We start from the raw sequence: 23547 nt of genomic DNA on the forward strand, positions 1-23547 counted from the left end.
ACCTCATGGCGGCCCCCGCATGTCTTTTACTCGATGGTGGCGAAGCGGATGTCGAACCAGCCGTCGGCGCGGACATTGGTGTCCACCCGATCGCGCATGGCATAGACGATGAGCTGCTGGTGCACGGGCACATAGAGCTGGTTTTCGGCAACCCAGCTGTAGACGGCCTTGAGCTTTTCGGCGCGGCCATCGCGATCGAGCGTGTCCTTGGCCTCGGTCACCAGCGCATCGAGCTCGGCATCACCATTGCCCGAATAGTTGTAGATGCCTTCGCCGGTCGCCTGGTCCTGCGTCATAAGCACGGTTTCGGCGAAATAGGTGCCGTCGAAATAGGGCGAGTTGAAGCCCATGATGTAGAACGAGGTGTCACGCTCCCACAGCTTGGGCAGGAACTGCGCGCGCGGCAGGAGGTTGAGATCGAGCTGGATGCCGATCGGCGCCAGCATGGTGGCTACGGCACGGCAGATCTGGTCGCCGTTGACATAGGAATCGGTCGGGCAATCGAGGGTGACGCGGAACCCGTCGGGATAGCCGGCCTCCACCATCAGCGCCTTGGCCTTCTCGATATCGACCGGATGGACGGCATCGAGATCTTCCGCATAGCCCAGATTGTCGGGCGAGATCACCATGCCGGTGGGGCGCGACAGGCCGCGCATGATGCGCTGGCTGATCGCCTCGGCGTCGATGGCATAGGCCACCGCCTGACGAACCTTGACGTCAAGGAAGGGATTGCCCTCGACGCTGGCATATTCGAGGTCTTCCGACCCCAGGTCGAAGCCGAAGAACACCGTGCGCGTGTCGTTGCGGGTCAGAACCTTGACGCCTTCGGTGGATTCGAGGCGCTGCACGTCCTGGCTCGGCACGTCGAGCACGAGATCGACTTCATCCGAGATCAGCGCGGCGATACGGGTCGGGGGGCTCGAGATCGGGGTAAAGACGACGCGCTCGAAATCATCGGCGGTCTCGCCCCAATAGTCGGCATTGCGCACGAGAACCGTGCGGGTATCGGGCTCGCGGCTTTCGAGCTTGAAGGGCCCCGTGCCGTTGGTGTTGAGAACCGCGAAGGTTTCCTGGTTGTTGCGCAGATCCTGCGGCTGGCCCACCGAATTGGCCTCTGCCCAGGCGGAATCGATCATCAGCACATAGGTGAGCTTGTCGGCCATCAGCGCGTCGGGCTTGGTGGTAACGATCTCGACGGTCATGTCGTCAACGGCGCGGACTTCGGCGATATTGCCGACAAAGCCGGCGAACTGCGAGGTCGGCGCCTTGGCGCGGGTGATGGAATAGACGACGTCTTCGGCCGAAAAAGCCGAACCGTCATGGAAGGTCACGCCTTCGCGCAGGGCAAAGCGCCAGAGCGTCGGCTCGACATTTTCCCACGAGGCGGCGAGACCGCCGATCAGCTGCTGGTCGGCATCGCGCATCACCAGCGGCTCGTAGATCATCGACTGGATCGAGAGAGTGATCTGGGTGTTCTGGGCGTGCGGATCCATGGTGCCCGCATCGGCCTGCGCGGCAAGCCGCAATGTATCGGAAGACTGGGCGAATACGGGCGCAGAGACAGAAAGCGCGCTCGAGGCGAGAAGGGCGAGAGCGAGGCGTTGGCAGTACGTCTTCATGGCAGTCTCCAGTTTCGGCGGGGAGGAGGGAGGAGAAGGAAGAAGGTCGAAGTCATCGCAGCCGCGGATTGAGGGCATCGCGCAGAAAGTCGCCCAAAAGGTTCACACACAGCACCAGAAGGGCGAGCACGGCCCCGGGGAAGATGGCCATCCACCATTCCCCCGAGAGCAGGAAGCCGTTGCCGATCGAGATCAGCGTGCCCAGCGAGGGGGTCGTCGGCGGAATGCCGAGGCCCACGAAGGACAATGTGGCTTCGAGAATGATCGCGGTGGCAAGGTGGATGGTGGCCAGCACCAGCACCGCGGTGAGAACATTGGGCAGGATGTGCCCGAACATGATCGAGAGCTTGGAGATGCCGATCAGCCGCGCCGCCTTGACATATTGACGCTCGCGCTCGACCAGCGTGGCCGCGCGCACCGAGCGGGCATATTGCACCCAGCCCGAAAGCCCGATGGCGATGATGAGCACGATCACCGAGAGCTGATCGCGCGCTGCCTGCCCCACCGCGGCCCGCGCCACCCCGTCGATGAGCACGGCGATGAGGATAGCCGGAAAGGTCAGCTGGATATCGGCGATGCGCATCAGGAAGGCATCGAAGGCGCCCCCGAAAAAGCCGGCCACGAGCCCTGCCACCACGCCGATGAGCAGCGCCAGGATCACTCCCGCGATGCTGACCATCAGCGAGATACGGATGCCGTAGATGGTGGCCGAGATGATGTCGCGGCCCTGATCGTCGGTGCCGAGCGGAAAGCGCCAGTCCCCGCCATCGAGCCAGACCGGCGGGATGAAGGAGTCCATCAGGCTGATCTTGGTCAGGTCGAAGACCTCGTAGGGCGCAAGCAGGCCGGGGGCGATGGCTGCAAACACGTAGATCAGCACCACGATGAGGCTGATGAAGGCGAGCGGAGCGCGTCGCAGGGCTCGGAACAGGTCGCGCATCAGGCATGCCCTCCCATCGGGCCATCGGCACGGATGCGCGGATCCATGATGTAATAGAGGCAGTCGATGATGAAATTGGTGGTGACGAAGATGAGCGCCACGAGCATCAGGAAGGCCGACATCATGCTCACATCGGCCGCCTGCACCGATTGCAGGAAGAGATAGCCCAGCCCCGGCCACTGGAAGACGGTCTCGGTGATGGCGGCGAAAGCCAGGATCGAGCCGAACTGCAGCCCGATGATTGTGATCACCTGCAACAGCGCGTTGCGCAGCCCGTGGCTGATATAGATGGAGCGCGCCATGAGGCCGCGCGCCTGGGTGAAGCGGATGAAATCGGTGCGCAGCACTTCAAGCATTTCGGCGCGCACGAGGCGGATGATGATGGCGATCTGGAAGATCGCGATCGAAAAGGCCGGCATGATGATGGCGCGCCAGCCGCTGGGGGTCAGAAGCCCGGTCTGCCAGGTGCCGATGGTCACGAGCTGGCCGCGCCCGAAGGACGGGAACCAGCCCAGATTGACCGAAAAGACCCAGATCAGGATGACCGCGACGAAAAAGGACGGCACTGAAATGCCGAAAAGCGAGACCGCCAGGATGACCCGGCTCGCAGCCGAAGCCGGCCAGATGGCGGTGACGAGCCCGGCCGGAATGCCGATCAGAACGGCAAGGGCCACGCCCACGATGGTGAGTTCGATCGAGGCAGGGGCGCGCTCGGCGAGCACGGCCGCGACCGGTCGGCCGAGCCGGTAGCTCATGCCGAAATCGCCCTGGGCGCTGCGCCAGACGAAATCGGCGAACTGCACGACCAGCGGCCGATCGAGCCCGAGCTGGATGCGCACCTGATCGCGCTGGGCCGCGGTGGAATCGGGCCCCAGGATCGTGGCCAGCGGATCCCCGAGAAAGGTGTTCATCATGAAGGCGATGGCTGCGACGGTCAGCAGCACAAGCAGCGCCTGCACGATGCGCCGGAAGAGAAAGGCGATCATGCCGGCACTCCAAGTTCGGCAATGACGCCGGGCAGCGCCGCCGCGAGGGCCTCATACTGGCCCCAGTGATTATAAGCGTGGGCCGAAACCCTCATCCACATCGCGCCGCCAAAAGCCACGGCGAGGCTTTCGATGCCATGCTGCTGGCGCAGCCGCACGCGCAGCGCTGTCGCCAGATCGAAGCTGGCCGGAAGTCCCGGCAGGCGGATGCTGGCCATGGCGCCCCGCATGCTGGCGGGCCCGAGGATCTCGCCGCCAACGGCGTCGGCGATCAGCCCCGCTGCCGCATCGGCAAGCGCCCTGTTGCGGGCTCGAAGCCCTGCCCCGCCCAGCTCTTCATGCAGGGCGAGCGCCGACGGCACCGTCAGCATGGAAGAGGGGTCGCGCGTACCGATCTTGCGGAATTCGGCGGGAAAGCCCTGCCCATAGGCGTGTGAGATGACAAGCGGATGGGGCGCCGGAGCATCGGCGCTGCGCGCGAGAAAGGCCGCGCCCTTGGGCGCACACAGCCATTTGTGGCAGTTGCCCACATACCAGTGCGCGTTGATGGCATCGACATCGAGCGCGATCATGCCTGGCGCATGCGAGCCATCGACCAGCACCGGAACGCCGGCCGTGCGCGCCACAGCAACGATCGCGGCGATCGGGAAGATCAGCGCGCTGGCCGAGGTGATATGATCGACCACCAGCAGCCGGGGCGCCGTGGCAAGGGCCGCCGTGATCGGGGCCAGCACCGCATCCTCGTCCTCAGGATTGGGCGGCAGCATCACTTCGTCGACGACTACGCCATAGCGTTCCGACAGATGCTGGAGCGTGTTGCGCACCGCGCCATAGACGTGGCTCGTCATCACGACCCGGTCGCCCGGTCGGAAGTCGAAATCGGCCAGCACCGTGGCCATGCCGGCCGTGGCATTTTCGACGAAGGCCAGACGCTCCGGCGCCACGCCGACGAATCGCGCTAACGGCAGCGCCGCGTCGGCAAGCTCGGAGAACAGCTCCTCCATATAGAACCGCGCCGGATTGAGATCGATGCGGTCGCGCCAGACTGTCTGCGCCGCGCGGATGGAGCGGGGAATGGCGGAAAAGGCGCCCTGGTTGAGATAGGCGAGCTCAGGATCGAGGAGCCAGTCGGCCTGTGGCGAGACCGCAGGAAAATCCGGAGCGGCCTGCTTTGCGATTGGCTCTGCGCGATGCTGCACGCTGTCGTCCCCCGGCCGCTCCCGATATGAAGCCCGTGGATTGTTAGACAATTCGCCCATGCCGATCAAGTAGGCATGGGCAAACTATGCGCAATTAATAACCAGCGCAAAAACACCAATGTTTTCAGGGGAATGCCGAAGCGGGACCGTAGAGGCAGCTAACAGCGGACCAATGAGCGGTCTCTGGCTCGCAGAGCATGGTCCCCCATCCGGATCTAAAAGGGAATGCGAAAAATGCCGGCCCTGACCACAACGCACCAAAAGGCCGGCCCACCCGAAGATGAACCGGCCCCAGATTTTGTGCCCGACCGAGGGTCGGAAAGCGAATTACCAGGAGAAGTTGGCGCCCGCACGGCCACCAACGGCACCACCCGACGCCAGGCCGACGGCACCGTTGAACGTCAGACCATCGCTGGCCTGGAAGGCGCCGCTGAGACCGATCGCGGTGGAGCCGCCGAAGGTGCCGACATTGACGCCCACGCCAAACGTCTTGCCCGCATCGATCACGGCACCCGGCAGGGCCAGCGCGATGGCCGCACCATCGGCACTGCCGCCGAGTTCGGTGCACTCGTCGGTGCCGGGGATGTAGGCGGTACCCTCGTCGCCATCGCACACCCTGACATAGTCCACCGGCTCGGCCTGAGCCGGGAGGATAAGGGCGCCAGCGGTGGCGAAGACAAGCGCGAGAGCGGAAACTGTACGTAGAATCATGGAATTGCCCCTTTGATACAAGGGGCTTTCTGAGCGGCAGACCCGCATCTCCTCATTTAACTATGACACATCATAGCCCAAAAGTTGACACGCTGCAGCCACAGTCGTGTTGGCGCGTCACCGTTTCAGTCAGCGCTTGGTGATCGCTGGTGTCTTGCAATCGGCTCGCGCCTGTGCGATCTGGCGGGCGCAGTGCCGGGCCCCTCTGACGGAAGCTCATGCTCCGTGATGTCGGAACTGCTCCGACTGACATGGAGATGGTCCGGCGATGGATTCGCTAATTGCCGCCCTGATGGGCGATTTTCTCGGTACTCCCATTTATTTCTGGGTGGCGTTCATCGCCATCGTGGTCGCGCTTCTCGCCTTCGACCTTGGCGTGCTCAATCGCGGCGACAAGGAAATTTCTGCCAAGCACAGCCTGCTACTGTACTCATTCTACGTCACCGTGGCGGTGATCTTCGGCGTCTGGGTGTGGTTTTCGCGCGGCGCGCAGGCCGGCCTCGAATTCTATACCGGCTACCTGATCGAACAGAGCCTCGCGATGGACAACATGTTTGTCATCGCAACCATCTTCGGCTTTTTGGCCATTCCCCGCAAATACCAGCACCGCGTGCTCTTCTGGGGTATTCTGGGCGTGATCGTTTTCCGCGCGATCCTCATCGGGCTCGGCGCGGCGCTGGTCTACCAGTTCAGCTGGATCCTCGTGATCTTCGGTGCCTTCCTGATTTTCACCGGCATCAAGATGTTCACCAAGCACGATGACACGCCGGACATCGAAGCCAACCCGATCCTCAAATATCTGCGCCGGCACTTCCCGATCAGCAACACTCTGGAAGGCCACAACTTCACCACCCGCATGCCCGACCCCAAGACGGGCAAGATCGTGCGCGCCCTGACCCCGCTCGGGGTGGCGCTGATCATGGTGGAAACCGTCGACCTGATCTTCGCCGTCGACAGCGTGCCGGCCGTGTTCGCGGTGACGCAGGACACGTTCATCGTCTACACCTCCAACATCTTCGCCATCCTTGGCCTGCGTGCGCTCTATTTCGCGCTGGCGGCGGCGATGAACCGGTTCAAGTACCTGCAGGTTTCGCTGGCTATCGTGCTGGTGCTGATCGGCATCAAGGTTGCGCTGGTTCCCTTCGGCATCAAGATCGATACGACGCTCTCGCTCGTGACCACCATCTCCATCCTCGCCGGCGGCGTCTTCTACTCACTGTGGAAGACCCGCAACGAGCGCAATGTTTCGGCCGCCGAAGATCCGCGCCAGGGCCAGCTCGAGCCGTAAGCGGCTCGCAGCCCGTCTCGAAACAAAAAGGGCGGCCTCCGGGCCGCCCTTTGCTTTTTCAGTCCGTGTCCACCCTGCCCCTCAGGCTCTTGACGCCGGAGCGCAGGCTCTTGCGCTCCAGCCGTCGCCGCTTGGAGGCGAGCGTTGGTCGCGTCGGGCGGCGCGGGGTGGGCGGAATGGCCGCCTCCTTGAGCAGCGCGACGAGCCGTTGCAGCGCATCTTCGCGATTGTCCTTCTGGGTGCGGAAGCGCACCGCCTGGATGGTGATCACCCCATCCTTGCCCAGCCGGCTGCCGGCCAGCACCGCCGCGCGGGTCTTGACCGGTTCGGGCAGCGAGGGCGAGCCCATGAGGTCAAAGCGCAGCTGGACGGCGGTTGCGACCTTGTTGACATTCTGCCCGCCCGGTCCCGAGGCCCGCACGAAATTCTCCTCGATCTCGGAGGGATCGATCGCAATGCGGCCGGTGATGGAGATGAGGTCGGCCATGGATGGGGTCTCGCCTGTTTTGGCGATATGACCCGAGGGCAGGCCGCGACGCAATGCGCAGAGTTCAAGGCATAGCGGGTGAGCGTGACGCCCACCCGCCAAAACTTAGGCTGTTCAGATATCAGGCCGCCTTGAGGTCGGGCGGGGTGGCTTCGGCGAAAAGCTCGGCGATTGCCGCGTCGAGCGTCATCACCTGCTGGCCTTCGCGGCCGAGGCGGCGGACGGAGACGGTGCCCTCCTCGGCCTCACGACGTCCCAGCACGAACATCAGCGGCACCTTTTGCACCGAATGCTCGCGCACCTTGTAGTTGATCTTCTCGTTGCGGATATCGAGTTCCGCACGGATGCCATGCGCCTTGAGCCGCGAAACGAGGCTGCGCGCCGCATCGTCGGCCTCGGACACGATGGTTGCCACCACCACCTGGGTCGGGGCGAGCCAGAGCGGCATCTTGCCGGCATAGTTCTCGATCATCATGCCGATGAAGCGCTCGAGCGAGCCCAGGATGGCGCGATGCAGCATCACGGCGAAGTGGCGCGAGCCATCCTCGGCCACATAGGTCGCGCCGAGCCGCTCGGGCAGCACGAAATCGAGTTGCAGCGTGCCCACCTGCCAGCTGCGGCCGATCGCGTCCTTGAGGTGGAATTCGAGCTTGGGCGCGTAGAACGCCCCCTCGCCCGCCGCGATCTCGAACTTGTGCCCGGTGGCGAGCAGCGCATCGCCGAGCGCCTTTTCGGCCATGTCCCAGCGCTCGATGGTGCCGCCGAACTTTTCGGGGCGCGTGGCGAGCTTGATGACCACATCGGCAAAGCCCATGTGCTCATAGACCGAATAGAGCAGATTGACGAAATGCTCGGTCTCGGACTGGATCTGGTCCTCGCGGCAGAAGATGTGCGCATCATCCTGCGTCATCTGGCGCACGCGCATCAGCCCATGCAGCGCGCCATGGGCCTCGTTGCGGTGGCAGCAGCCGAATTCCGCCATGCGGATCGGCAGATCGCGATAGCTCTTGATGCCCTGGTTGAAGATCTGCACATGCGCCGGGCAGTTCATCGGCTTGAGGGCCATGAGCTCGCCCTCGCCCGAAAAGACCGGGCCGGCATCCTCGGTGCTGGGCACCTCGTCGGGCACCACGAACATGTTCTCGCGATACTTGCCCCAGTGGCCAGACATCTCCCAGAATTTCGAACTCATCAGCTGGGGCGTCTTGACCTCGACATAGCCAGAGCGGGTCAGGCGGCGCCGGATATAGGCTTCCATCTGGTTGTAGAGCACATAGCCCTTGGGGTGCCAGAAGACGCTGCCCTGCGCCTCGGGCTGGAAATGGTAGAGATCCATCTCCTGGCCGATCTTGCGATGGTCGCGCTTTTCGGCCTCCTCCATCATCAGGAGGTAGGCATCGAGCTCCTTCTGGGTCGCGAAGGCGGTGCCGTAGAGCCGGCTGAGCACGGGATTGCGGCTGTCGCCGCGCCAATAGGCGCCCGCCACCTTGGTGAGCTTGAAGGCCGTGCCGACATCCTTGACGCTGCGCATATGCGGGCCGCGGCAAAGATCGAACCACTGGCCCTGCCGGTAGATCTTGAGATCCTGCCCTTCGGGGATGGCATCGACGAGCTCCACCTTGAAGTCCTCGCCCTTGGCGGCAAAGACGCGCCGCGCCTCCTCGCGGCTCCACACCTCCTTGGTGAAGGCGGCGCCGCGCGCGATGATCTCGGCCATCTTCTTTTCGATGGCGGGGAACTCCTCCTCGCGGAACGGCTCGTCGCGCTTGAAGTCGTAATAAAAGCCGTTCTCGATCACCGGGCCGATGGTGACCTGCGTGCCGGGGAACAGCTCCTGCACCGCTTCAGCCAGCACATGCGCGGCATCGTGGCGGATGAGCCCCAGCCCGTCGGCGCTCTCGCGCGCGACGAATTCAATGCGACCATCTGACTCGAGCGGATCGGAGAGGTCCGACAGCACGCCATTCCACTTCATCGCCACCGTCTTCTTGGCGAGGCTCGTGGAGATGGCTTCGACCACGGTGGTGCCGGTGGTGCCACGCGGATATTCGCGGACTGCACCATCGGGGAACGTCACCTTGATCATTTTCATCTCCAGAATGGGTGAGCGCCGCTCCTTATGCGGCGACGGCGCCTCTTAGCATGGATCGCGCCTATTTCCACCGCCCATAGCGCCACGGCAGATACCAGCGGGCGCGCGCCGGGATCGTCTGCGGAACCGGGTCGAAGCCATGGGTTCCGCCCGGCCGGCAGCGGGATAGACGGGCGGCGCCCATCCACCCGCCGGGCCAAAAACCGAAGCGCCAGATGGCGTCGGCGGTGAATTCCGAGCAGGAGGGCGCGTGCCGGCAGGTGCGCCCCACAAAGGCCGAAAGCGTGTAGCGATAGAGCGTGATCAGGGCCACGGCGAGCACCTTGAACGGCAGATCGACAAGTGCGGCGATCCGCGCGCCGAGGCCCGCCGCCCGGCCCGGATCGGTCACTGCGCGGCAGCCTTGTCTAGGGCTTCGCACACCGCATCGAACACCAGCAGTGTCGAGGCATGGCGGTTGGGAAAGTCGCGCACCGGCTCGAGATAGCGCAGTTCGCCCCAGCGCTCGCCCGACGGCGGCGGACCGCCCGCCTTCAGCATCGCGGTCATTTCCTCGCGCACGCGCCGGAATTCGGCGACCGGCGTGCCTACCACATGGCTGGCGACAATGGCTGCCGAGGTCTGCCCGAGCGCGCAGGCGGAAATCTCGTGGCCATAGCCGCTGATGGTTCCGTCCTTGAGCGCTAGGTCCACCTCCACGATCGATCCGCAGATGCGGCTGCTTTTTCGCGCGCTGGCATCGGGGGCTGCGAGCCGGCCCGGCACCGGCTGGTTGGCTGCGATTTCGAGGATTTTGTCGGAATAGAGATCGCTCAGTTCCATTTGCGCTACCAATGTCGTTCTTGTGGGCCGGCGGGCCAGCAATATATATGTGCGGTTCGGCAGAGTGTCAGCGTCCTCCGTGGAGCGCGGCCGACTGGTCCGAATTCGGTGAGGCTTCGTAGCAAGCGCAGTCTCCGACGCCAGAGGAAATGCGCGAATGGACGCCAGCGCCAAGCTGCAGACTGTGAAAACCCTGGAACAACCCCGCCAGATCGTGCGCCCGAGCCAGGCCGAGGCGGAAGCCGCCGTACGCACCCTGATCGCATGGGCCGGCGATGATCCGGAACGCGAAGGTCTGCTCGACACCCCGCGCCGCGTCGCCAAGGCCTATAAGGAACTCTATGGTGGCTACGGTCAGAACCCCCGCGAGGTGCTGGAGCGCACCTTCAAGGAGGTGGGTGGCTATGACGATATCGTGCTCGTGCGCGATATCCCGTTCCATTCACATTGCGAGCACCACATGGTGCCGTTCGTGGGCAAGGCCCATATCGCCTATCTGCCCCATGACGGGGTCGTCGGCCTCTCCAAGCTGGCGCGTGTCGTCGAAGTGTTCGCACGCCGCCTGCAGACGCAGGAGAACCTCACGGCGCAGATCATCGATGCGATCAACGAGACGCTGAACCCGCGCGGCGCCGCCGTGATGCTCGAAGCCGAGCACATGTGCATGACCATGCGCGGCGTGCATACGCATGGCGTTTCGACGCTGACCCATCGCTTCACCGGCGTCTTCGCCGAAGACCGCAACGAGCAGGACCGCTTCTACGCCCTGGTCGGCAAGCGCGCCTGAGCCGATCAGGCAAGTCCCGCAAGCTTGAGCCCGCGCAGATATTTCGAGAGAAGCGCGGGCTCCATGAAGCGCAGGGTATCGCCCAGCGAGACGATGGTCACGGACGGCCTGAGGGTCAGGAATTTGTCCAGCGCATGGCGGGCAGCGGCGAGATCGCCGTGATGGGCGTAATAGGTCGCAAGATCGCGATAAGGCCAGGTCAGCCCCGGCCGCTCCGCCAGAGCACCTCGTGCGAGCGTGATGGCCTGCTGATGCCGGCCGGCTGAAAAATGCGCCAGCCCCATGCCGAGATGGCAGTTGAACGCAAACGGATCGAGCGGGGAGTGCCGCTTGGCGGTTTCGAATGCGGCCAGCCCCGCCTCCGGATCGCCGAGATAGACCCGCCCGAACCCGCGCCGCATCCAGGCCCAGGCATGGTTGGGGTCGATCTCGAGCGCCTTGTCGGCAAAGGCGGCAGCCTGCGCGACGTCTCCACCCAATTGCATCATCGCCGAGGCCAGCGCCGTGAGCCCTGTCGGCTGGTCGGTCACCATCATCGCCGCCTGCTCGATCATCCGCTCGCCGGCTGACCGGTCGCGGGCGATGTCGGGGCTCCAGTTATAGGCAACCTGCTGGCCATGGGCCCAGGCCGAGAGAGCGGCGGCAAGCCCGTAGCCGGGCTCGAGCGCGAGCGCCTGCCCGAGGTAATCGATGGCGCGCGCATTGTCGGCGGCCCGATGCGCCCAGAGATGGGGCAAGGCCCGCATCACCAGATCATAGGCAGCGAGCACCTCCGGGCGCTTGGAGCGCGCGCGCTCGACCTCGGCCCAGCGGATGGAGGGATGGAGTGCGCTTGCCACCTCCGCCGCCATCCGATCCTGCAGGTCGAAGAGATCGCTGACCGCCCCGTCGATCTTGTTGGACCAGATATGGTTGCCCGTGTCGGTCTCGACGAGCTGCGCGGTAATGCGCACCCGCTCGCCAACGCGCCGGACGCTGCCCTCAACGACGTAGCGCACGCCGAGCTCGCGCCCGACCTGCCGGACATCTATGGCGCGGCCCTTGTAGGCAAAGGCGGAATTGCGCGCGATGACGAAAAAATCGCGGATGCGCGACAACGTCGCGGTGATCTCCTCGACCACCGCATCGGCGAAATAGCCCTGCTCGGGCTCGCCCGAGAGATTGTCGAAGGGCAGGACGACCACCGATGGCCGCTCGGAGGGCAGCGCCACGGGCGGCGGCCGCAGCGGCAGCTGCTCATCGGGATGCCAGGCAAAGAGCCGCACGGTCCGCGAGATGTTCTTGAGCTCGGTGGGTCCCAGATCGATGAATTTGAGATCGGTGGTGCCATCGAGATACTGGAACATCCATTTGGTGATGCACATGCCGCCGGGCGGCGAGTGGTTCTGCACCCGCACGGCAAGGTTGACCCCTGCCCCATAGAGGTCCTCGCCTGCCACCAGCACATCGGCAAGCACGATGCCGGCGCGGATTTGGAAGATCTCGCCGCCAGGCGTGCTGAGCTTGCGCTCATGAAGCTGGCGCTGCAGGTCAGCGGTCCATTCCACCGCATCCACGACGCTCGAAAACTCCGCGAGGAGCCCGTCGCCCATGGTCTTGAACACCCGACCGCCGCGGTCTCCGATGGTGCGCAGAATCAGCCGGTCATAAACGCGCTGCACGAGGCGCAGCGTCTGGCGTTCATCGTGCCGCACGAGCCGGGAATAGCCGACCACGTCGAGCGAAACGATGGGTGCGAGACGGCGTTCTGACTGCGGCATGGGTCGCGATGGGTTGAAGCCATCGCGTGCTTAGCATTTCACGAATTGTTGCGAAATGTCGGATAGCGCGCCCGCCCGACAATTCTCGCGCAAAGCGCGTTGAGCAAGTCCCGTCAGCCCCGACCAGCCTTTTTCAGCAGACGGTCCTTGGCCTGGTTGATGCGGGCAGCGAGATAGTCGGATCCGCCGTGATCGGGATGCACCGCCATCATCAGCTTTCGATGGGCGGTGCGGATGTCCTCGGCGCTTGCCCCGGGTGCAAGCCCCAGCACCGCCCAGTCCTCCGCGTCGGGATCAAGCCCGGCATCGCCCTGCGCCGTACCATCATTGCCCTCGCCGGCGAAATACTCCCGCCATCCGGCGCGATTGCGGTCGAGCCAGCTTTCGAGCAGCGCGACGCTGTCGGCATCGCCTTCGATCTCGTCGATGAGCGCGCGCGTCTCGAATTCGTCGAGGTCGATGAGGTCGCGGCCCGCAAAGGCGCCGGCAACCACCCTGCCCTCCACCTCGCCGCTCGAATGATCGAGCCGCATCTCGAAGAAGCGGCTCCTGACCTCGGAGCGATTGTCTTCCGACAGGTCGGGACCACCCCCGAACACCAGCGGACCGATGCGGCCGAATTTGAGGATCGACCAGGCCCCAGCCCCCACGATGCTGCCGATGCCGACCTGCCCGCGCAGCACGAGGACCACAGCTGCAAGCGCCGCCAGCCCACCCACGATCCAGCGCAGCGCACGCACCAGCTTGCGCATGTCGGCCCGCTGGAAGGCGTTCCACAACAGCACGATCCCAATCAGCGCGATGCCGCCAGCCAGAACATAGGTCATGCTACTTCAACTGCTCGAGCAGGAGGGTCGCGGTGCGCGTGCCCTGAAGCCTGAGCGCGTGGCGCCCGCCCGAGGCATAGGCGGCCACCGCACGCAGCAGCGCCGCCAGCTCGCGCGGCGCGGATGCATCGAAGCGCGCATACGCCCCCTTGCTGACGCGAGCGAATTCGCGGAAGGCCCGCTCGGCGATCGGGTCATGCCCCTCCTGAAAAACGAAGATCGGGCAACCCAGAAGCCCCAGTTCGCCGGCCTTCTGCGCCAGATCGTCGACACCCTCCTCCATGGCGTCCCCGACATAGACCAGCGCATTGACCTTGCTGCGGCCCTGCTCGGCCCGTGCATGTGAAAAGACGCGGCCAATCTGGGTATTGCCGCCGGCAACTGTGATGCCGGTCATCAGTCGCGCGAGGCCCGCGGCGTTTCCCACCCATTTCGAGGCGCGGCATTCTCCGAAACCACGGAAATAGACCAGCTGCACATCGAGCGAGCCATCGGCGGGCAGCGCCTCGAACATCTCGGACTGCAGAGAACACGCGAGGTCCCAGGTCGGCTGACGGCTCATCGTGGCATCGAGCGCGAACATCAGGCGACCGCGCTGCGCTCCGGGCGCGCGCGTCTTGCCCATCGCATCCACCTGCGAGAGAAAAGCCGCCACATCGTTGCTGACGGGAGCCTCGGTCTGCGAACGGATCGGGGCGGTACCCGGTTTGGTGCTGGGCGGTTTCACGCGGGCTGGATCTCCCTGGGCATGCGATGCATTGCCCGAATATGTGGGTCGCGGCGCGCCCTCGCAAGCGCAAGCACGATCAAACGCACGACACCTTGCCCGTGCCAATGTCGCAGGGCCTCGGGCGAGAGCGTTTAAAGGCGAAGTGGATACCGGTTCGCCGTTCGGAAACGTGACAAAACAAAGACTTGGAGCTTCCACTGGTTCAAGGAACTGGTGAAAAGCTCCAGCGGGGAGGAGAAGCGCATGTCGGCGATCGCCAAGATCATCTGGTACATCGAAAGTCACTTCCGCCGGGATGTTTCGCTCGAGGCGATGGCGGAGACCATCGGCCTTTCGCGGTTCTACCTCTCCCGCATCTTTCCCCTTGCTACGGGCCTGACGATCTCGGCCTATGTGCGCGGGCGCCGTCTCAGCGCGGCGGCCAGGGAGCTTGCCGCGGGCGCCCCCGATATCCTCACGGTGGCGCTGGATGCAGGCTATGGCTCGCACGAGGCCTTCACCCGTGCCTTTCGCGACCAGTTCGGCATCACGCCCGATGCCCTGCGCCGCATGGGCACGCTCGATACGATCCCACTTATGGAGCCTCTCGCAATGGAAGCCCGACTGACCGGAACACCCCTCGCCCCGCGCATCGAGACCCATCCCGCCATGACGCTCGCCGCGCTCCGGGAGCGCCAGTCGATGTCGGGCGGAGCCGGCATACCCGAACAATGGCAACGCTTTTCCCGCTGGCTCGGACATCTGGACGGAGAGATCGGCGGGGCCACCTTCGGCATCGTCGGCGAGATGTATGCCGATTGCGACGATTTCGACTATTACTGCGCCGTCGCGGTGCGCCCGGGCACTGACCTGCCCGCCGAACTGGTGCGGCTGGAGCTGCCCGGCCAGCTCTATGCCATCTTCACCCATGAAGGGCATATCACCGGCATCCGGGGCACGATCGCGTCGGCCTATGGCGAGTGGCTGCCACGTTCAGGGTATCGGCCGACGGAAGAAGGCTTCGGCCTCCTCGAACGCTATGGCGAACGCTTCGACCCCGTCTCAGGCACGGGCGGAGCCGAAATCTGGATCGCCATCAGGCCCGCTTGAGCACAGCCCCCGCTGGCGCGGGTCCTGTCGCTGCGCTAGAAGCCCGTCATGAGCACACCGACCTTCACCGACGCCACCACCCTCTCCCACCACGACCGCGAGGAAGGGGATCGGTTCGCTCCGCGTTTCGATGCCCATGGGCTCGTGACGGCGGTGACGGTGGATGCCAAAACGGGCGAGGTGCTGATGCTCGCCCATATGAACGCCGCAGCCCTGCGCGCCACGCTCGAAACCGGCATCGTGCATTACTGGTCGCGCTCGCGCGGCGCGCTCTGGAAGAAGGGCGAGACCTCGGGCGAGGTGCAAAAGCTCATCGAGATGCGCACCGATTGCGATCAGGATGCGGTGCTAGTCACGGTCGAGCAGACCGGGCGCGGCGCCGCCTGCCACACGGGCCGCGTCAGCTGCTTTTACCGCGCGGTGCGGCTCGAAGGCGGGGAGGCCCGGCTCGATCAGGTCGGGGGCGACCCGCTGTTTGATCCGAAGGCGGTCTATCGCTGAGCGCTGCGCGCGTCAGGCGTCCTCGCCGCGCTTTTCGAACAGCGACACGATCAGCAAGCCCGTGAAGAACCCGCCCAGATGCGCCTGCCAGGCGATGCCGACGCTTTCGCCCGTGATCATCGGCAAAAGCGGGATAGCCGCGTTGAGCAGCACCCAGATCAGCGTGAAGATGCGCGCCCGCTTCTCGCGCAGAAGGTCACGCAGGCTCGCGAGCCTTCGCCCCAGCGGCCGCACCTCGCCGGTTATGGGATCGCGGCCGAAGACCACCGGCTGGAACATGAAGCGCACCGCCGCCCCGGTTAGCCCCGCAACGCCGCCCGAGGCGCCGATCAGCACCTGAAGCTCCGGAAGGGTGGTTGCGGCAAACGCCAGCGCGCCGACCACCGCGCTCAAAAGGAAGATCACCAGCATCGGCACCGCGCCATAACGACGGGTGACCGGCGTTGCAAAGATCACGAGCCAAGCGGTGTTGACCAGCAGATGCTCCCATCCTGCATGAAGGAAGGCGTGCGTGACGGGGGTCCACAGGAGCGGCAGCCAGCCTCCCTCGAACTGGTCGGCGATGATCGCGCGAAGGGGAATGAAGCCGAACCAGAAGGCGAGTTGCGCCTGCCCCTCAGCGTTAAGAACCAGGGTTGATGCAAGATGAATCGCTGCGAGCAATCCCGCCAGCACGGTGACCGACGCGGGCAGCAGGAAAATCGGCTGGGGGCCGGGAGGCTCGCGGTTTTCCGGGGGATCCGGGAGCTGGCCGCCATCACTCATCACGCGTCTCCGACCCGGCGGCAGAAGGCCGCCCGCCCCGCACTTATCCACATTCTCGCTACCGCGTTAACCTTAACCAATGTTTAAGCGCGATTTTGCCGCGGGCTTTTGCCACTGTCCGGCGAGGCGGCCGTTAAGGATTCGCGGCCGGGCGGGCACCAATCGGACTTCATCTAAAGCCATGCAAAAGACGACCACGCGCACGCTCTACGACTACTGGAACACCCTGCGCGGGGCGCGCAGTGCGCCGGACCGTCGGGACATCGATCCCACGCGCATCCGCACCGCGCTGGCCAACACCTTCATTCTCGAGCTCAACGACAAGAACGAGTATGACTTCCGCCTCGCCGGCAGCCACCTCTGCTCGGCCTATTGCCGAGAGCTCAAGGGGCGGTCCTTCTCGGCGCTCTGGGACAAGCGCGACCGCGACGCGCTCGAGACGCTGATTCGTGCCGTCACCGAGGACCACGCAGCGGCGCTCGTCACCTTCCAGGGCACCACGCCCATTGCCACCAAGGTCGCGATGGAGGTGCTGCTGCTGCCCATCCGCCACAACGGATCCACCCAGTCGCGGCTGCTCGGCGCCATGTCGGCCATCGACGATCCCTATTGGCTCGGCGTCCAGCCCATCATGGAGCAGCGCATCACCGGGCTGCGGCTGATCTGGCCGGACGATGTGTCCCTCGCCGACATGGCGCGCGATGTGGCCGCTTCGGTGCCGCGCGAAGTCGTGTTCGCCTCCGCCGGCAGCCCGGCGGGCCCGGCACGGCCGCCCTTGGCCGCCACCGTCTTCGGCCGGGCGGCGCGGCGCTATGCGCATCTGGCGGTGATTGACGGCGGACGCAGCTGAGGCTTTACCGCCCTTGTCCAACGGCGTTACACTTGTTGGCAAATGAAACGGCGCGACCTTACCTTCGGTTAACCACGAAGAACTAGGATGCGCGCCATCACGAGCGTCGACGGGGCTGATGGCTGGACATGCTGATTGAGGACGACAGTCCCCCCACACCGGCGCGCCCCCAGCGCAATTACGCGCAGATGCCGCGTTTCCAGCGTGTCAGGGTTTCGGTTCTCGGCCGCTACATGCTGTCGGACCGGCGCGAATTCCCCTGCCAGGTGCTCGAGATGTCGCCCGGCGACGCCATGGTCATCGCGCCCGTGCCCGGCGCGGTCGGCGAGAAGGTCATCGCCTATCTCGACCATATCGGCCGGGTCGAAGGCGCGATCATGGAAACCATCGACGGCGGTTTCCTGATGGATGTGCAGGCCACCCAGCGCAAGCGCGACAAGATGGCGGCGCAGCTGACCTGGCTGGCCAACAAGGACATTCTCAACCTGCCCGAGGACCGGCGCCACGAGCGCGTCGTGCCCGACATCCGCCATTCCACCGTCGTGCTCGAGGATGGCCGGCGTTACAATTGCAAGATCATCGACATCTCGCTCTCGGGGGCGGCGATCGAGCTGGCTGTGCGGCCCGCGATCGGTACGCCCGTCACGCTGGGACGGATGCGCGCGCGGGTGGTGCGGCATTTCCAGGATGGGGTCGCGGTGGAGTTCGCCTCCGCCCAGGAGATGCTCAATGTGGTGCAACAGAACCTGCGCATGAACTGAGCGAGAGCGGCGAGCCGCACATGGTAAACGGCACCCTGCCGCAACCCATCATATTCGCCTAAAAACTCCATAGCAGTTTTCTCATCGCCGCAAGCGCGGTCCGGCATCGTGGCTCCATCAGGGGGCTTGATCGATGTCGATGCGTTTTGTTCTTGCGATTGCCGCGCTGGCCGGAGCCATGCTGATGGCGGCCCCTGCGGCAAAGGCGGTGGATTTCACCCATATCGCGTTCGCCCAGATCAAGCAGGAAACCAGCATCCCCGTCGGTCATGCCGATTTCTGCCGCGACCGCCCGTCCGAATGCCGCCCCCATGCCGATGTCGTGGGGGCCATGAGCCTGACCGAACAGCGCTGGCAGGATCTGGTCACGATCAACGCCCATTATAACGACACCATCGTGCCGGTCACCGACCAGGACTATTACCAGGTCGCCGAATTCTGGACCTACCCCACCGAGGGCTATGGCGATTGCGAGGATTTCGCCCTCGCAAAGCGCGCCGCGCTGATCGCCGCGGGCTGGCCGGCGAGCACGCTGCTGCTCACCGTGGTGCGCGAGGCCAATGGCAACGGCCATGCCGTGCTGATGGTGCGCACCGATCGCGGCGATCTCATTCTGGACAATCAGCAGAGCCGCATCGAGCTCTGGACCGATACGCCCTACACCTATCTCAAGCGCCAGTCGCAGGCCGATGCCGGCCGCTGGGTCGATTTCGTCGACGGCAACGCGGTGCGGCTGGCGCGCCGCTGAGTTCAGGCACGTCACAAAAAAGCAATCGATGTCATGGCATTAACGCGCCGTTAAACATAACCGGCGCCCTATGGAGCGTCATTCCAACGCTTGAGGGCTGGGTTCCAGGCTCAGATGCGATCCATTTCCGCTGCCGGCAGGCGGTTTTTCGAAGGCCACGCCTATAATCTGGGCGTCATCACGCTGGCGATTGCGCTGGGCGGGATCGGGCTGGCCTACGCCATCGACGGCGCCGTCCGGCACATCGCGGACCAGTCGACTCCCACCGACGGCCGGATGTTCGCACGCACCATAGCGGACCGCACCCTCACCATCCCCTCCGCATGGTTCAGAACCGAGGACGTGGCTTCGGGTGATTTCTCGCGCCAGGTCGATCTCTCGGTCATGCTGCCACTGGGCGCCGAGGGGAGCCCGGTGCGGGTGGATGTGTCGCTGATGCCGCGCAGCGCGGTGCGCCCCAGTTCAGGCCTGCTCGATGGGGTTTACCTGCACATGTTCCAGCCCCAGCAGGTCTCGGGACCGCCCGGGCTCATTGGCAAGCCGCTACGCAACATGGATGGCTATTCGGGCGAAACCGTCTGGTACGACGCGCTCTCGGCCGAGCCCTTCGTGGCCAAATGCATGGTGCCGGTGGCCGAAGGCGCGCCCGCCCAGTGCCTGCGCGCCGTCTATCTCCAGACGGGCATCGCCGCCGTCTACAGCTTCGATCAGTCCCTGCTCTGGGCGTGGCGCGATTTCGATGCCGAAATGAGCGAGAAGCTTCGGACGATCGGCGCGCTCTGAGACTGCATGCTGCCGTATTTCAAGGCGGAGCAGCTGTCGGTCGTCGTCAGCGCGCGGAAAGGCACATGAGGCGCCCTGCCCGGCCCGTACCGCACCATCGCGGCAGAGCCAGAGCGGCGCCAGAGGCTTATTTCACCTCGTCGAGATCGACGTCGAGGATGGCCATCTGGAAATTGTAGGAGCGGTCGCCGTCTTCGTCATCGACATAGATGAGGCCGAGGAATTCCTCGCCGAGATACACCTCGACGGAATCGTTCTGCTTGTTGCGGGGACGCACGTCGATGGCGCGGTTGTTGAACTTCTGCTGCAAAAATTTCTGCAGCTTGATGATCTCGGGATGGTTCACGATGCCTGCCGGAGCTGGTTGCGAGGAAGCGCCACAATAGGGATTGAAAGCCCCGAGACAATGGCGGTTCTGACATTATCGCGTGGAGCGGCGGAAAAAAGCGGTTGCCCGCGGGGGCTCAGTTCTCGTGCACCATGACCACATGGTCCATCACCGAAGCCGGCTGCGCGCACCCTGCTTCACCGATGACCTTGGCCGGAACGCCGGCGACCGTCGAGCGCGGCGGAACTTCCTTGACCACCACCGATCCGGCAGCGACGCGGGCGCAATCGCCCACCTTGATGTTGCCCAGCACGATGGCGCCGGCCCCGATCAGCACGCCATTGCCGATCTTGGGATGCCGATCCTGGTCGGACTTGCCGGTGCCCCCCAGCGTCACGCCCTGCATGATCGACACATGGTCGCCGATCACTGCCGTCTCGCCCACCACGAAGCCGGTGGCATGATCGAGCATGATGCCCTTGCCGAAGCGGGCGGCCGGGTTGATGTCTACCCCGAAGACCTGGCTCGAACGGCTCTGCAGATAGAGCGCGAAATCGCGTCGCCCGCCCTTGAGCAGCGCATGGGCGAAGCGGTGGGTCTGGATGGCGTGGAAGCCCTTGAAATAGAGGAAGGGCTCGATCGCCCGGTGGCAGGCCGGGTCGCGCTCGAGCGTGGCGGCGAGGTCGGCGCGCGCTTCGGCGCCGATCTCGGGCCGCAGCGCGATCGCCTGCAGGAACGCCTGGCGGATGAGGTCGGCCGAGACGTCGGGGTGGTCGAGGCGCTCGGCGATACGGTGCGCCAGCGCGGCTTCGAAGCTCTCGTGATTGAGCACGCTCGCCATCACGAGAGCGGCGAGCGAAGGCTCGTCCTCGACGATCTGGCGCCCCCCGGCGACCACCGCGTCCCATACCGGGTCAACGGCCTTGATCTGGGTAGCGGTGCGCACTGTGCTCATGAGCAAATTCCCTCGGATGCCGTCCATATAAGGCACGGCATGCTACTCTACCAAGTCCGCCGGCAAAATTTGGTTCACTTCGGCGCGTTCGGCGCAGTTCGGCGCTCGAGAAAATCGAGGGCCGCGGCCTTGAAGGCCTTGTCGCCGGTGGCCCGCATGTGATCGCGCCGCGGGACCACGAAGGCCTCGGCATCGGGCAGCAGCGCGGCAAGTTCGGCGGGGTCGCCCGCCATCGTGTCGTCCTCGCCTACCGCAACGAGCGTCGCCACGGCGATGCGCCGCAAATCCTCCTCGGCCATGGGCTGGCGGGAGTTGATCATGCAGGCGGCGAGCGCCGCCCGGTCGGCCCCCGTGTGCTCGGCAAAGATGCGGAACTGCCGGCCGGTGGGATGGGTCACCTGCGACAGGCTCTCGGCGGTCAGCGCTGCGATGATCGGCTCTGAATCGGCGAGCCCCGTGACGAGATTGCGCCCCATGCCGCCCAGCACCAGCGCCTCGACCCGCTCGGGATGGTCGAGCGCGAGGAAGGCGGCGATGCGCGCGCCCATCGAATAGCCGATGACCGGCAGGCGCTTAATCCCCAGATGATCGAGCAGCCGCACGGCGTCGCGCGCCATCTCGCGGGCAAAATAGAGCTGCGGATCATAGAGCTTGCGGGATCGGCCATGGCCGCGATTGTCGAGCGCAATCGCCTGGTACCCCGCCTTGAGGAGGGTATCCACCCACCCCGTCGCGACCCAGTTGACCTCCGCGCTCGAGGCAAAGCCGTGGATGAGGAGGATCGGGCGGCCCTCGCCATGCACCTCATAGGCGATGGCAATGCCTTGCGAGGAAAATTCAGGCATTGGCGAGTTGTCCCCTCGATCGATCGGCTGGAGGCCTGCCCATAGCAGCAACTGGCCGGCCAGGCCAAGCGCAGCCGGCCTTTCCTTTGCCGGACCGCTTCGCTATGGTCCGCGCCGACGAACCGCAGCACCGCAAGGCTTCGAGAATGGCGCATTCGAGCACTCCGCATTTCCACAACACCGAAGGGCTCGCCCGCATCGCGATCGGCGCCAAGGAATTCCAGTGCATCGGCGCGTTGCCGCCTTTCGACCATCCCCACGTGTTTCTCGACATGGGCAAGGACAGCGACATCGTCTGTCCCTATTGCTCGACCCTTTATGTCTTCGACCCGGCCCTGCCGGCCGGCACCTCCGAACCGCTCTCGGCGGTCTATTCCCCCGATCACGCCTGATCGCGGCGGGAAGCTCGCGCGTGCAGCCCCTCGCCCAACGCGCCGACACTTCGGAAACCCGCACCATCTATGTGGTGGGCGCCGGCATAGCGGGGCTGACGCTGACGCTGGCCCTTGCCAAGTTCGGCGCACGGGTCGTGCTCCTCGAACGCGCTTCGGCGCTGAGCGAGGTGGGTGCTGGGCTTCAGGTCAGTCCCAACGCCCGGCAGGTGCTCAACGGCCTGGGGCTTGATCGACCCATTGCCGATGCGAGCTTTGAACCCGCCGGCATCGACGTCTATCCCCATGGCGCGGGGCGCCCCATAGGCCCCCTCCTGCTCGGGGCGGCGGCCGAGCGCCGCTTTGGCGCGCCCTACGCGGTGATGCACAGGGCCGATCTGGTCGATGTGCTCTATCGGGCTTGTCGGCGCTTCGCCAATGTCGACATGCTGTTTGGCATCAAGGGTTTTTCGGCCGAGGTGCAGGGCACCGGCGTCGCCCTCGAGATCACCGAAGCCGATGGCAGAACCCGTGGCGGCAGGGGGTTCGCGCTCGTGGGCGCAGATGGCGTCCATTCGCAGGTACGGACCCAACTCCTCGGCGAGGCCGCTGCGCGCCCGACCGGCTCCGTCGCGTGGCGGGCCATGCTTCCAGCCGGCACCGTCGCGGGGGTGCTCTCGCCTCAGAACACCAGCCTGATGCTGGGCTCGGGCTATCACGGCGTCATCTATCCCCTGCCCCATCGCGACCAGGTCAATGTGGTGGTGATCACCCGGCAGCGGCCAAGCGATGCCAGCAGCTCGGCTCCCCGCATCGGCTGGTCGCTCACCCGCTCGGGCCGGCTCGAGGCCGTGCTGGCCGCTGCGGAGGGCCGCTGGAGCCACTGGCCGCTGCTCGAGGCTCGGCCGCGCGCCTGGCATCGCGGCCCCATCGGGCTTGTGGGTGATGCCGCCCACGCCATGCCTCCCTTCCAGGCCCAGGGCGCGGCCATGGCCATCGAGGATGCGGCCACCCTGGCCCCGCTGCTCGTGAGCCAGCCCAGCGCGGAGGCAGCCTTTGCCCGCTACGGTGCCGCCCGGCGCGGCCGGGTCGAGCGGGTGCGCAAACAATCCTCGGCCAATGGACGCATCTTCCACCTGCCCTGGCCGTTGAGCGTGGCGCGCGACACGGTCGTGCGTCTGGGCGGCGGCGAAGGGCAGTTGCGCCGCCTCGGCTGGCTCTATGGCCACAACGCCATGGACGGCACGGGGCACAAGCGCGATTAGCGGTGGCAAGCCGGCCCTCGCTTTCGGGCGCCGCTTGC

Annotated in this window: 26 protein-coding genes; 10 read left to right on the plus strand and 16 right to left on the minus strand. The window is 65.2% G+C overall.

All coding sequences use genetic code 11. The features are described 5' to 3' along the window. Positions 1–26: 26 nt before the first annotated feature. From BT183_RS07895 to BT183_RS07915, 5 genes are all read right to left on the minus strand, one after another. On the minus strand, positions 27–1619 hold the full coding sequence (locus tag BT183_RS07895) for an ABC transporter substrate-binding protein (protein WP_072340657.1): 1593 nt from the start codon (positions 1617–1619) through the stop codon (positions 27–29). A gap of 52 nt (positions 1620–1671) precedes the next feature. Continuing rightward, entirely contained in the window at positions 1672–2559 is an 888-nt protein-coding gene (locus BT183_RS07900) for an ABC transporter permease (protein WP_072340659.1), read from the minus strand. Further along, positions 2559–3545, minus strand: coding sequence for an ABC transporter permease (locus BT183_RS07905; RefSeq protein WP_072340661.1), 987 nt, complete (start codon positions 3543–3545; stop codon positions 2559–2561). The genes BT183_RS07900 and BT183_RS07905 overlap by 1 nt, the downstream gene beginning before the upstream one ends. Further along, positions 3542–4744, minus strand: a complete 1203-nt coding sequence (locus BT183_RS07910; protein WP_177282429.1) for an aminotransferase class V-fold PLP-dependent enzyme — start codon at positions 4742–4744, stop codon at positions 3542–3544. Before BT183_RS07910 ends, BT183_RS07905 begins: the two co-directional genes overlap by 4 nt. Positions 4745–5071: 327 nt before the next feature. Then, positions 5072–5455, minus strand: a complete 384-nt coding sequence (locus BT183_RS07915; protein ID WP_072340664.1) for a YadA-like family protein — start codon at positions 5453–5455, stop codon at positions 5072–5074. Between the two features lie 268 nt (positions 5456–5723). Here BT183_RS07915 and BT183_RS07920 point away from each other — a divergent pair, with 268 nt between their 5' ends. Continuing rightward, on the plus strand, positions 5724–6743 hold the full coding sequence (locus tag BT183_RS07920; RefSeq protein WP_072340667.1) for a TerC family protein: 1020 nt from the start codon (positions 5724–5726) through the stop codon (positions 6741–6743). 58 nt (positions 6744–6801) lie between these two features. On the opposite strand, the gene arfB is transcribed toward BT183_RS07920, so the two are convergent. The 4 genes from arfB to BT183_RS07940 all read right to left on the minus strand — a co-directional run bounded on the left by arfB (position 6802) and on the right by BT183_RS07940 (position 10144). Continuing rightward, positions 6802–7230: an alternative ribosome rescue aminoacyl-tRNA hydrolase ArfB gene (gene arfB, locus BT183_RS07925; RefSeq protein WP_072340669.1), complete on the minus strand. Its 429-nt coding sequence runs from the start codon at positions 7228–7230 to the stop codon at positions 6802–6804. A 121-nt stretch (positions 7231–7351) separates the two neighbouring features. Beyond that, the gene (thrS, locus tag BT183_RS07930) at positions 7352–9316 is read right to left on the minus strand and encodes a threonine--tRNA ligase (protein ID WP_072341750.1); all 1965 of its coding nucleotides are present in this window, start codon (positions 9314–9316) and stop codon (positions 7352–7354) included. Between the two features lie 67 nt (positions 9317–9383). Continuing rightward, entirely contained in the window at positions 9384–9713 is a 330-nt protein-coding gene (gene yidD, locus BT183_RS07935) for a membrane protein insertion efficiency factor YidD (protein WP_084603327.1), read from the minus strand. Then, positions 9710–10144: an iron-sulfur cluster assembly scaffold protein gene (locus BT183_RS07940; RefSeq protein WP_072340672.1), complete on the minus strand. Its 435-nt coding sequence runs from the start codon at positions 10142–10144 to the stop codon at positions 9710–9712. The genes yidD and BT183_RS07940 overlap by 4 nt, the downstream gene beginning before the upstream one ends. Positions 10145–10301: 157 nt before the next feature. Here BT183_RS07940 and folE point away from each other — a divergent pair, with 157 nt between their 5' ends. Next, on the plus strand, positions 10302–10931 hold the full coding sequence (gene folE / locus BT183_RS07945) for a GTP cyclohydrolase I FolE (protein WP_072340674.1): 630 nt from the start codon (positions 10302–10304) through the stop codon (positions 10929–10931). A 5-nt stretch (positions 10932–10936) separates the two neighbouring features. On the opposite strand, the gene BT183_RS07950 is transcribed toward folE, so the two are convergent. From BT183_RS07950 to BT183_RS07960, 3 genes are all read right to left on the minus strand, one after another. After that, entirely contained in the window at positions 10937–12691 is a 1755-nt protein-coding gene (locus tag BT183_RS07950; RefSeq protein WP_072340677.1) for an adenylate/guanylate cyclase domain-containing protein, read from the minus strand. 113 nt (positions 12692–12804) lie between these two features. Further along, on the minus strand, positions 12805–13518 hold the full coding sequence (locus BT183_RS07955; RefSeq protein ID WP_072340680.1) for a J domain-containing protein: 714 nt from the start codon (positions 13516–13518) through the stop codon (positions 12805–12807). Position 13519: 1 nt separating this feature from the next. Then, a complete protein-coding gene (locus BT183_RS07960; protein WP_084603328.1) occupies positions 13520–14245 on the minus strand; it encodes a vWA domain-containing protein in 726 nt (241 codons plus the stop codon). 246 nt (positions 14246–14491) lie between these two features. Between BT183_RS07960 and BT183_RS07965 the strand changes: the two genes are divergently transcribed. Both BT183_RS07965 and hisI read left to right on the plus strand, forming a co-directional pair. Next, positions 14492–15337: an AraC family transcriptional regulator gene (locus BT183_RS07965; protein WP_072340683.1), complete on the plus strand. Its 846-nt coding sequence runs from the start codon at positions 14492–14494 to the stop codon at positions 15335–15337. A 48-nt stretch (positions 15338–15385) separates the two neighbouring features. Then, positions 15386–15838 (plus strand): phosphoribosyl-AMP cyclohydrolase, encoded by a 453-nt coding sequence (gene hisI / locus BT183_RS07970; protein ID WP_072340685.1) that lies wholly within the window; start codon positions 15386–15388, stop codon positions 15836–15838. A 12-nt stretch (positions 15839–15850) separates the two neighbouring features. Here the strand turns inward: hisI and BT183_RS07975 are convergent, their stop codons facing one another. After that, a complete protein-coding gene (locus BT183_RS07975) occupies positions 15851–16603 on the minus strand; it encodes a rhomboid family intramembrane serine protease (RefSeq protein ID WP_072340688.1) in 753 nt (250 codons plus the stop codon). Between the two features lie 181 nt (positions 16604–16784). Between BT183_RS07975 and BT183_RS07980 the strand changes: the two genes are divergently transcribed. The 4 genes from BT183_RS07980 (at position 16785) to BT183_RS07995 (ending at position 19745) form a co-directional block, all read left to right on the plus strand. Then, positions 16785–17453: a PAS domain-containing protein gene (locus BT183_RS07980; protein ID WP_072340690.1), complete on the plus strand. Its 669-nt coding sequence runs from the start codon at positions 16785–16787 to the stop codon at positions 17451–17453. Between the two features lie 188 nt (positions 17454–17641). After that, a complete protein-coding gene (locus BT183_RS07985) occupies positions 17642–18214 on the plus strand; it encodes a PilZ domain-containing protein (RefSeq protein ID WP_072341758.1) in 573 nt (190 codons plus the stop codon). Between the two features lie 139 nt (positions 18215–18353). After that, positions 18354–18962: a transglutaminase-like cysteine peptidase gene (locus tag BT183_RS07990; RefSeq protein ID WP_244545263.1), complete on the plus strand. Its 609-nt coding sequence runs from the start codon at positions 18354–18356 to the stop codon at positions 18960–18962. 114 nt (positions 18963–19076) lie between these two features. Then, on the plus strand, positions 19077–19745 hold the full coding sequence (locus tag BT183_RS07995) for a hypothetical protein (protein WP_072340696.1): 669 nt from the start codon (positions 19077–19079) through the stop codon (positions 19743–19745). Positions 19746–19872: 127 nt separating this feature from the next. Here the strand turns inward: BT183_RS07995 and BT183_RS08000 are convergent, their stop codons facing one another. From BT183_RS08000 to BT183_RS08010, 3 genes are all read right to left on the minus strand, one after another. Further along, entirely contained in the window at positions 19873–20091 is a 219-nt protein-coding gene (locus BT183_RS08000) for a DUF3126 family protein (protein ID WP_072340699.1), read from the minus strand. Between the two features lie 118 nt (positions 20092–20209). Continuing rightward, positions 20210–21028: a serine O-acetyltransferase gene (gene cysE, locus BT183_RS08005; protein ID WP_072340702.1), complete on the minus strand. Its 819-nt coding sequence runs from the start codon at positions 21026–21028 to the stop codon at positions 20210–20212. Between the two features lie 74 nt (positions 21029–21102). Further along, positions 21103–21873: an alpha/beta fold hydrolase gene (locus tag BT183_RS08010; protein ID WP_072340705.1), complete on the minus strand. Its 771-nt coding sequence runs from the start codon at positions 21871–21873 to the stop codon at positions 21103–21105. A gap of 146 nt (positions 21874–22019) precedes the next feature. Here BT183_RS08010 and BT183_RS08015 point away from each other — a divergent pair, with 146 nt between their 5' ends. Together BT183_RS08015 and BT183_RS08020 are read left to right on the plus strand one after the other, a co-directional pair. Further along, on the plus strand, positions 22020–22265 hold the full coding sequence (locus BT183_RS08015) for a zinc-finger domain-containing protein (protein ID WP_072341762.1): 246 nt from the start codon (positions 22020–22022) through the stop codon (positions 22263–22265). A 20-nt stretch (positions 22266–22285) separates the two neighbouring features. Beyond that, complete coding sequence (locus BT183_RS08020; RefSeq protein WP_072340708.1) at positions 22286–23509, plus strand: FAD-dependent monooxygenase; 1224 nt, start codon at positions 22286–22288, stop codon at positions 23507–23509. Positions 23510–23547: the final 38 nt, after the last annotated feature.

The organism is Devosia enhydra, assembly GCF_900119845.1.
Taxonomy (GTDB): Bacteria; Pseudomonadota; Alphaproteobacteria; order Rhizobiales; family Devosiaceae; genus FPKU01.

Excerpts from the sequence above, each read along its gene's own strand:
- BT183_RS07895 (WP_072340657.1), bottom strand. The coding sequence starts at position 1,619 with ATGAAGACGTACTGCCAACGCCTCGCTCTCGCCCTTCTCGCCTCGAGC.
- BT183_RS07995 (WP_072340696.1), top strand. The coding sequence starts at position 19,077 with ATGCGATCCATTTCCGCTGCCGGCAGGCGGTTTTTCGAAGGCCACGCC.
- folE (WP_072340674.1), top strand. The coding sequence starts at position 10,302 with ATGGACGCCAGCGCCAAGCTGCAGACTGTGAAAACCCTGGAACAACCC.
- thrS (WP_072341750.1), bottom strand. The coding sequence starts at position 9,316 with ATGATCAAGGTGACGTTCCCCGATGGTGCAGTCCGCGAATATCCGCGT.
- hisI (WP_072340685.1), top strand. The coding sequence starts at position 15,386 with ATGAGCACACCGACCTTCACCGACGCCACCACCCTCTCCCACCACGAC.
- BT183_RS07950 (WP_072340677.1), bottom strand. The coding sequence starts at position 12,691 with ATGCCGCAGTCAGAACGCCGTCTCGCACCCATCGTTTCGCTCGACGTG.
- BT183_RS08015 (WP_072341762.1), top strand. The coding sequence starts at position 22,020 with ATGGCGCATTCGAGCACTCCGCATTTCCACAACACCGAAGGGCTCGCC.
- cysE (WP_072340702.1), bottom strand. The coding sequence starts at position 21,028 with ATGAGCACAGTGCGCACCGCTACCCAGATCAAGGCCGTTGACCCGGTA.
- BT183_RS07900 (WP_072340659.1), bottom strand. The coding sequence starts at position 2,559 with ATGCGCGACCTGTTCCGAGCCCTGCGACGCGCTCCGCTCGCCTTCATC.
- BT183_RS08010 (WP_072340705.1), bottom strand. The coding sequence starts at position 21,873 with ATGCCTGAATTTTCCTCGCAAGGCATTGCCATCGCCTATGAGGTGCAT.
- BT183_RS07965 (WP_072340683.1), top strand. The coding sequence starts at position 14,492 with ATGTCGGCGATCGCCAAGATCATCTGGTACATCGAAAGTCACTTCCGC.
- BT183_RS07905 (WP_072340661.1), bottom strand. The coding sequence starts at position 3,545 with ATGATCGCCTTTCTCTTCCGGCGCATCGTGCAGGCGCTGCTTGTGCTG.
- BT183_RS07920 (WP_072340667.1), top strand. The coding sequence starts at position 5,724 with ATGGATTCGCTAATTGCCGCCCTGATGGGCGATTTTCTCGGTACTCCC.
- BT183_RS07915 (WP_072340664.1), bottom strand. The coding sequence starts at position 5,455 with ATGATTCTACGTACAGTTTCCGCTCTCGCGCTTGTCTTCGCCACCGCT.
- BT183_RS07985 (WP_072341758.1), top strand. The coding sequence starts at position 17,642 with ATGCCGCGTTTCCAGCGTGTCAGGGTTTCGGTTCTCGGCCGCTACATG.
- arfB (WP_072340669.1), bottom strand. The coding sequence starts at position 7,230 with ATGGCCGACCTCATCTCCATCACCGGCCGCATTGCGATCGATCCCTCC.
- BT183_RS07940 (WP_072340672.1), bottom strand. The coding sequence starts at position 10,144 with ATGGAACTGAGCGATCTCTATTCCGACAAAATCCTCGAAATCGCAGCC.
- BT183_RS07980 (WP_072340690.1), top strand. The coding sequence starts at position 16,785 with ATGCAAAAGACGACCACGCGCACGCTCTACGACTACTGGAACACCCTG.
- BT183_RS07955 (WP_072340680.1), bottom strand. The coding sequence starts at position 13,518 with ATGACCTATGTTCTGGCTGGCGGCATCGCGCTGATTGGGATCGTGCTG.
- BT183_RS07975 (WP_072340688.1), bottom strand. The coding sequence starts at position 16,603 with ATGAGTGATGGCGGCCAGCTCCCGGATCCCCCGGAAAACCGCGAGCCT.
- BT183_RS07990 (WP_244545263.1), top strand. The coding sequence starts at position 18,354 with ATGCGTTTTGTTCTTGCGATTGCCGCGCTGGCCGGAGCCATGCTGATG.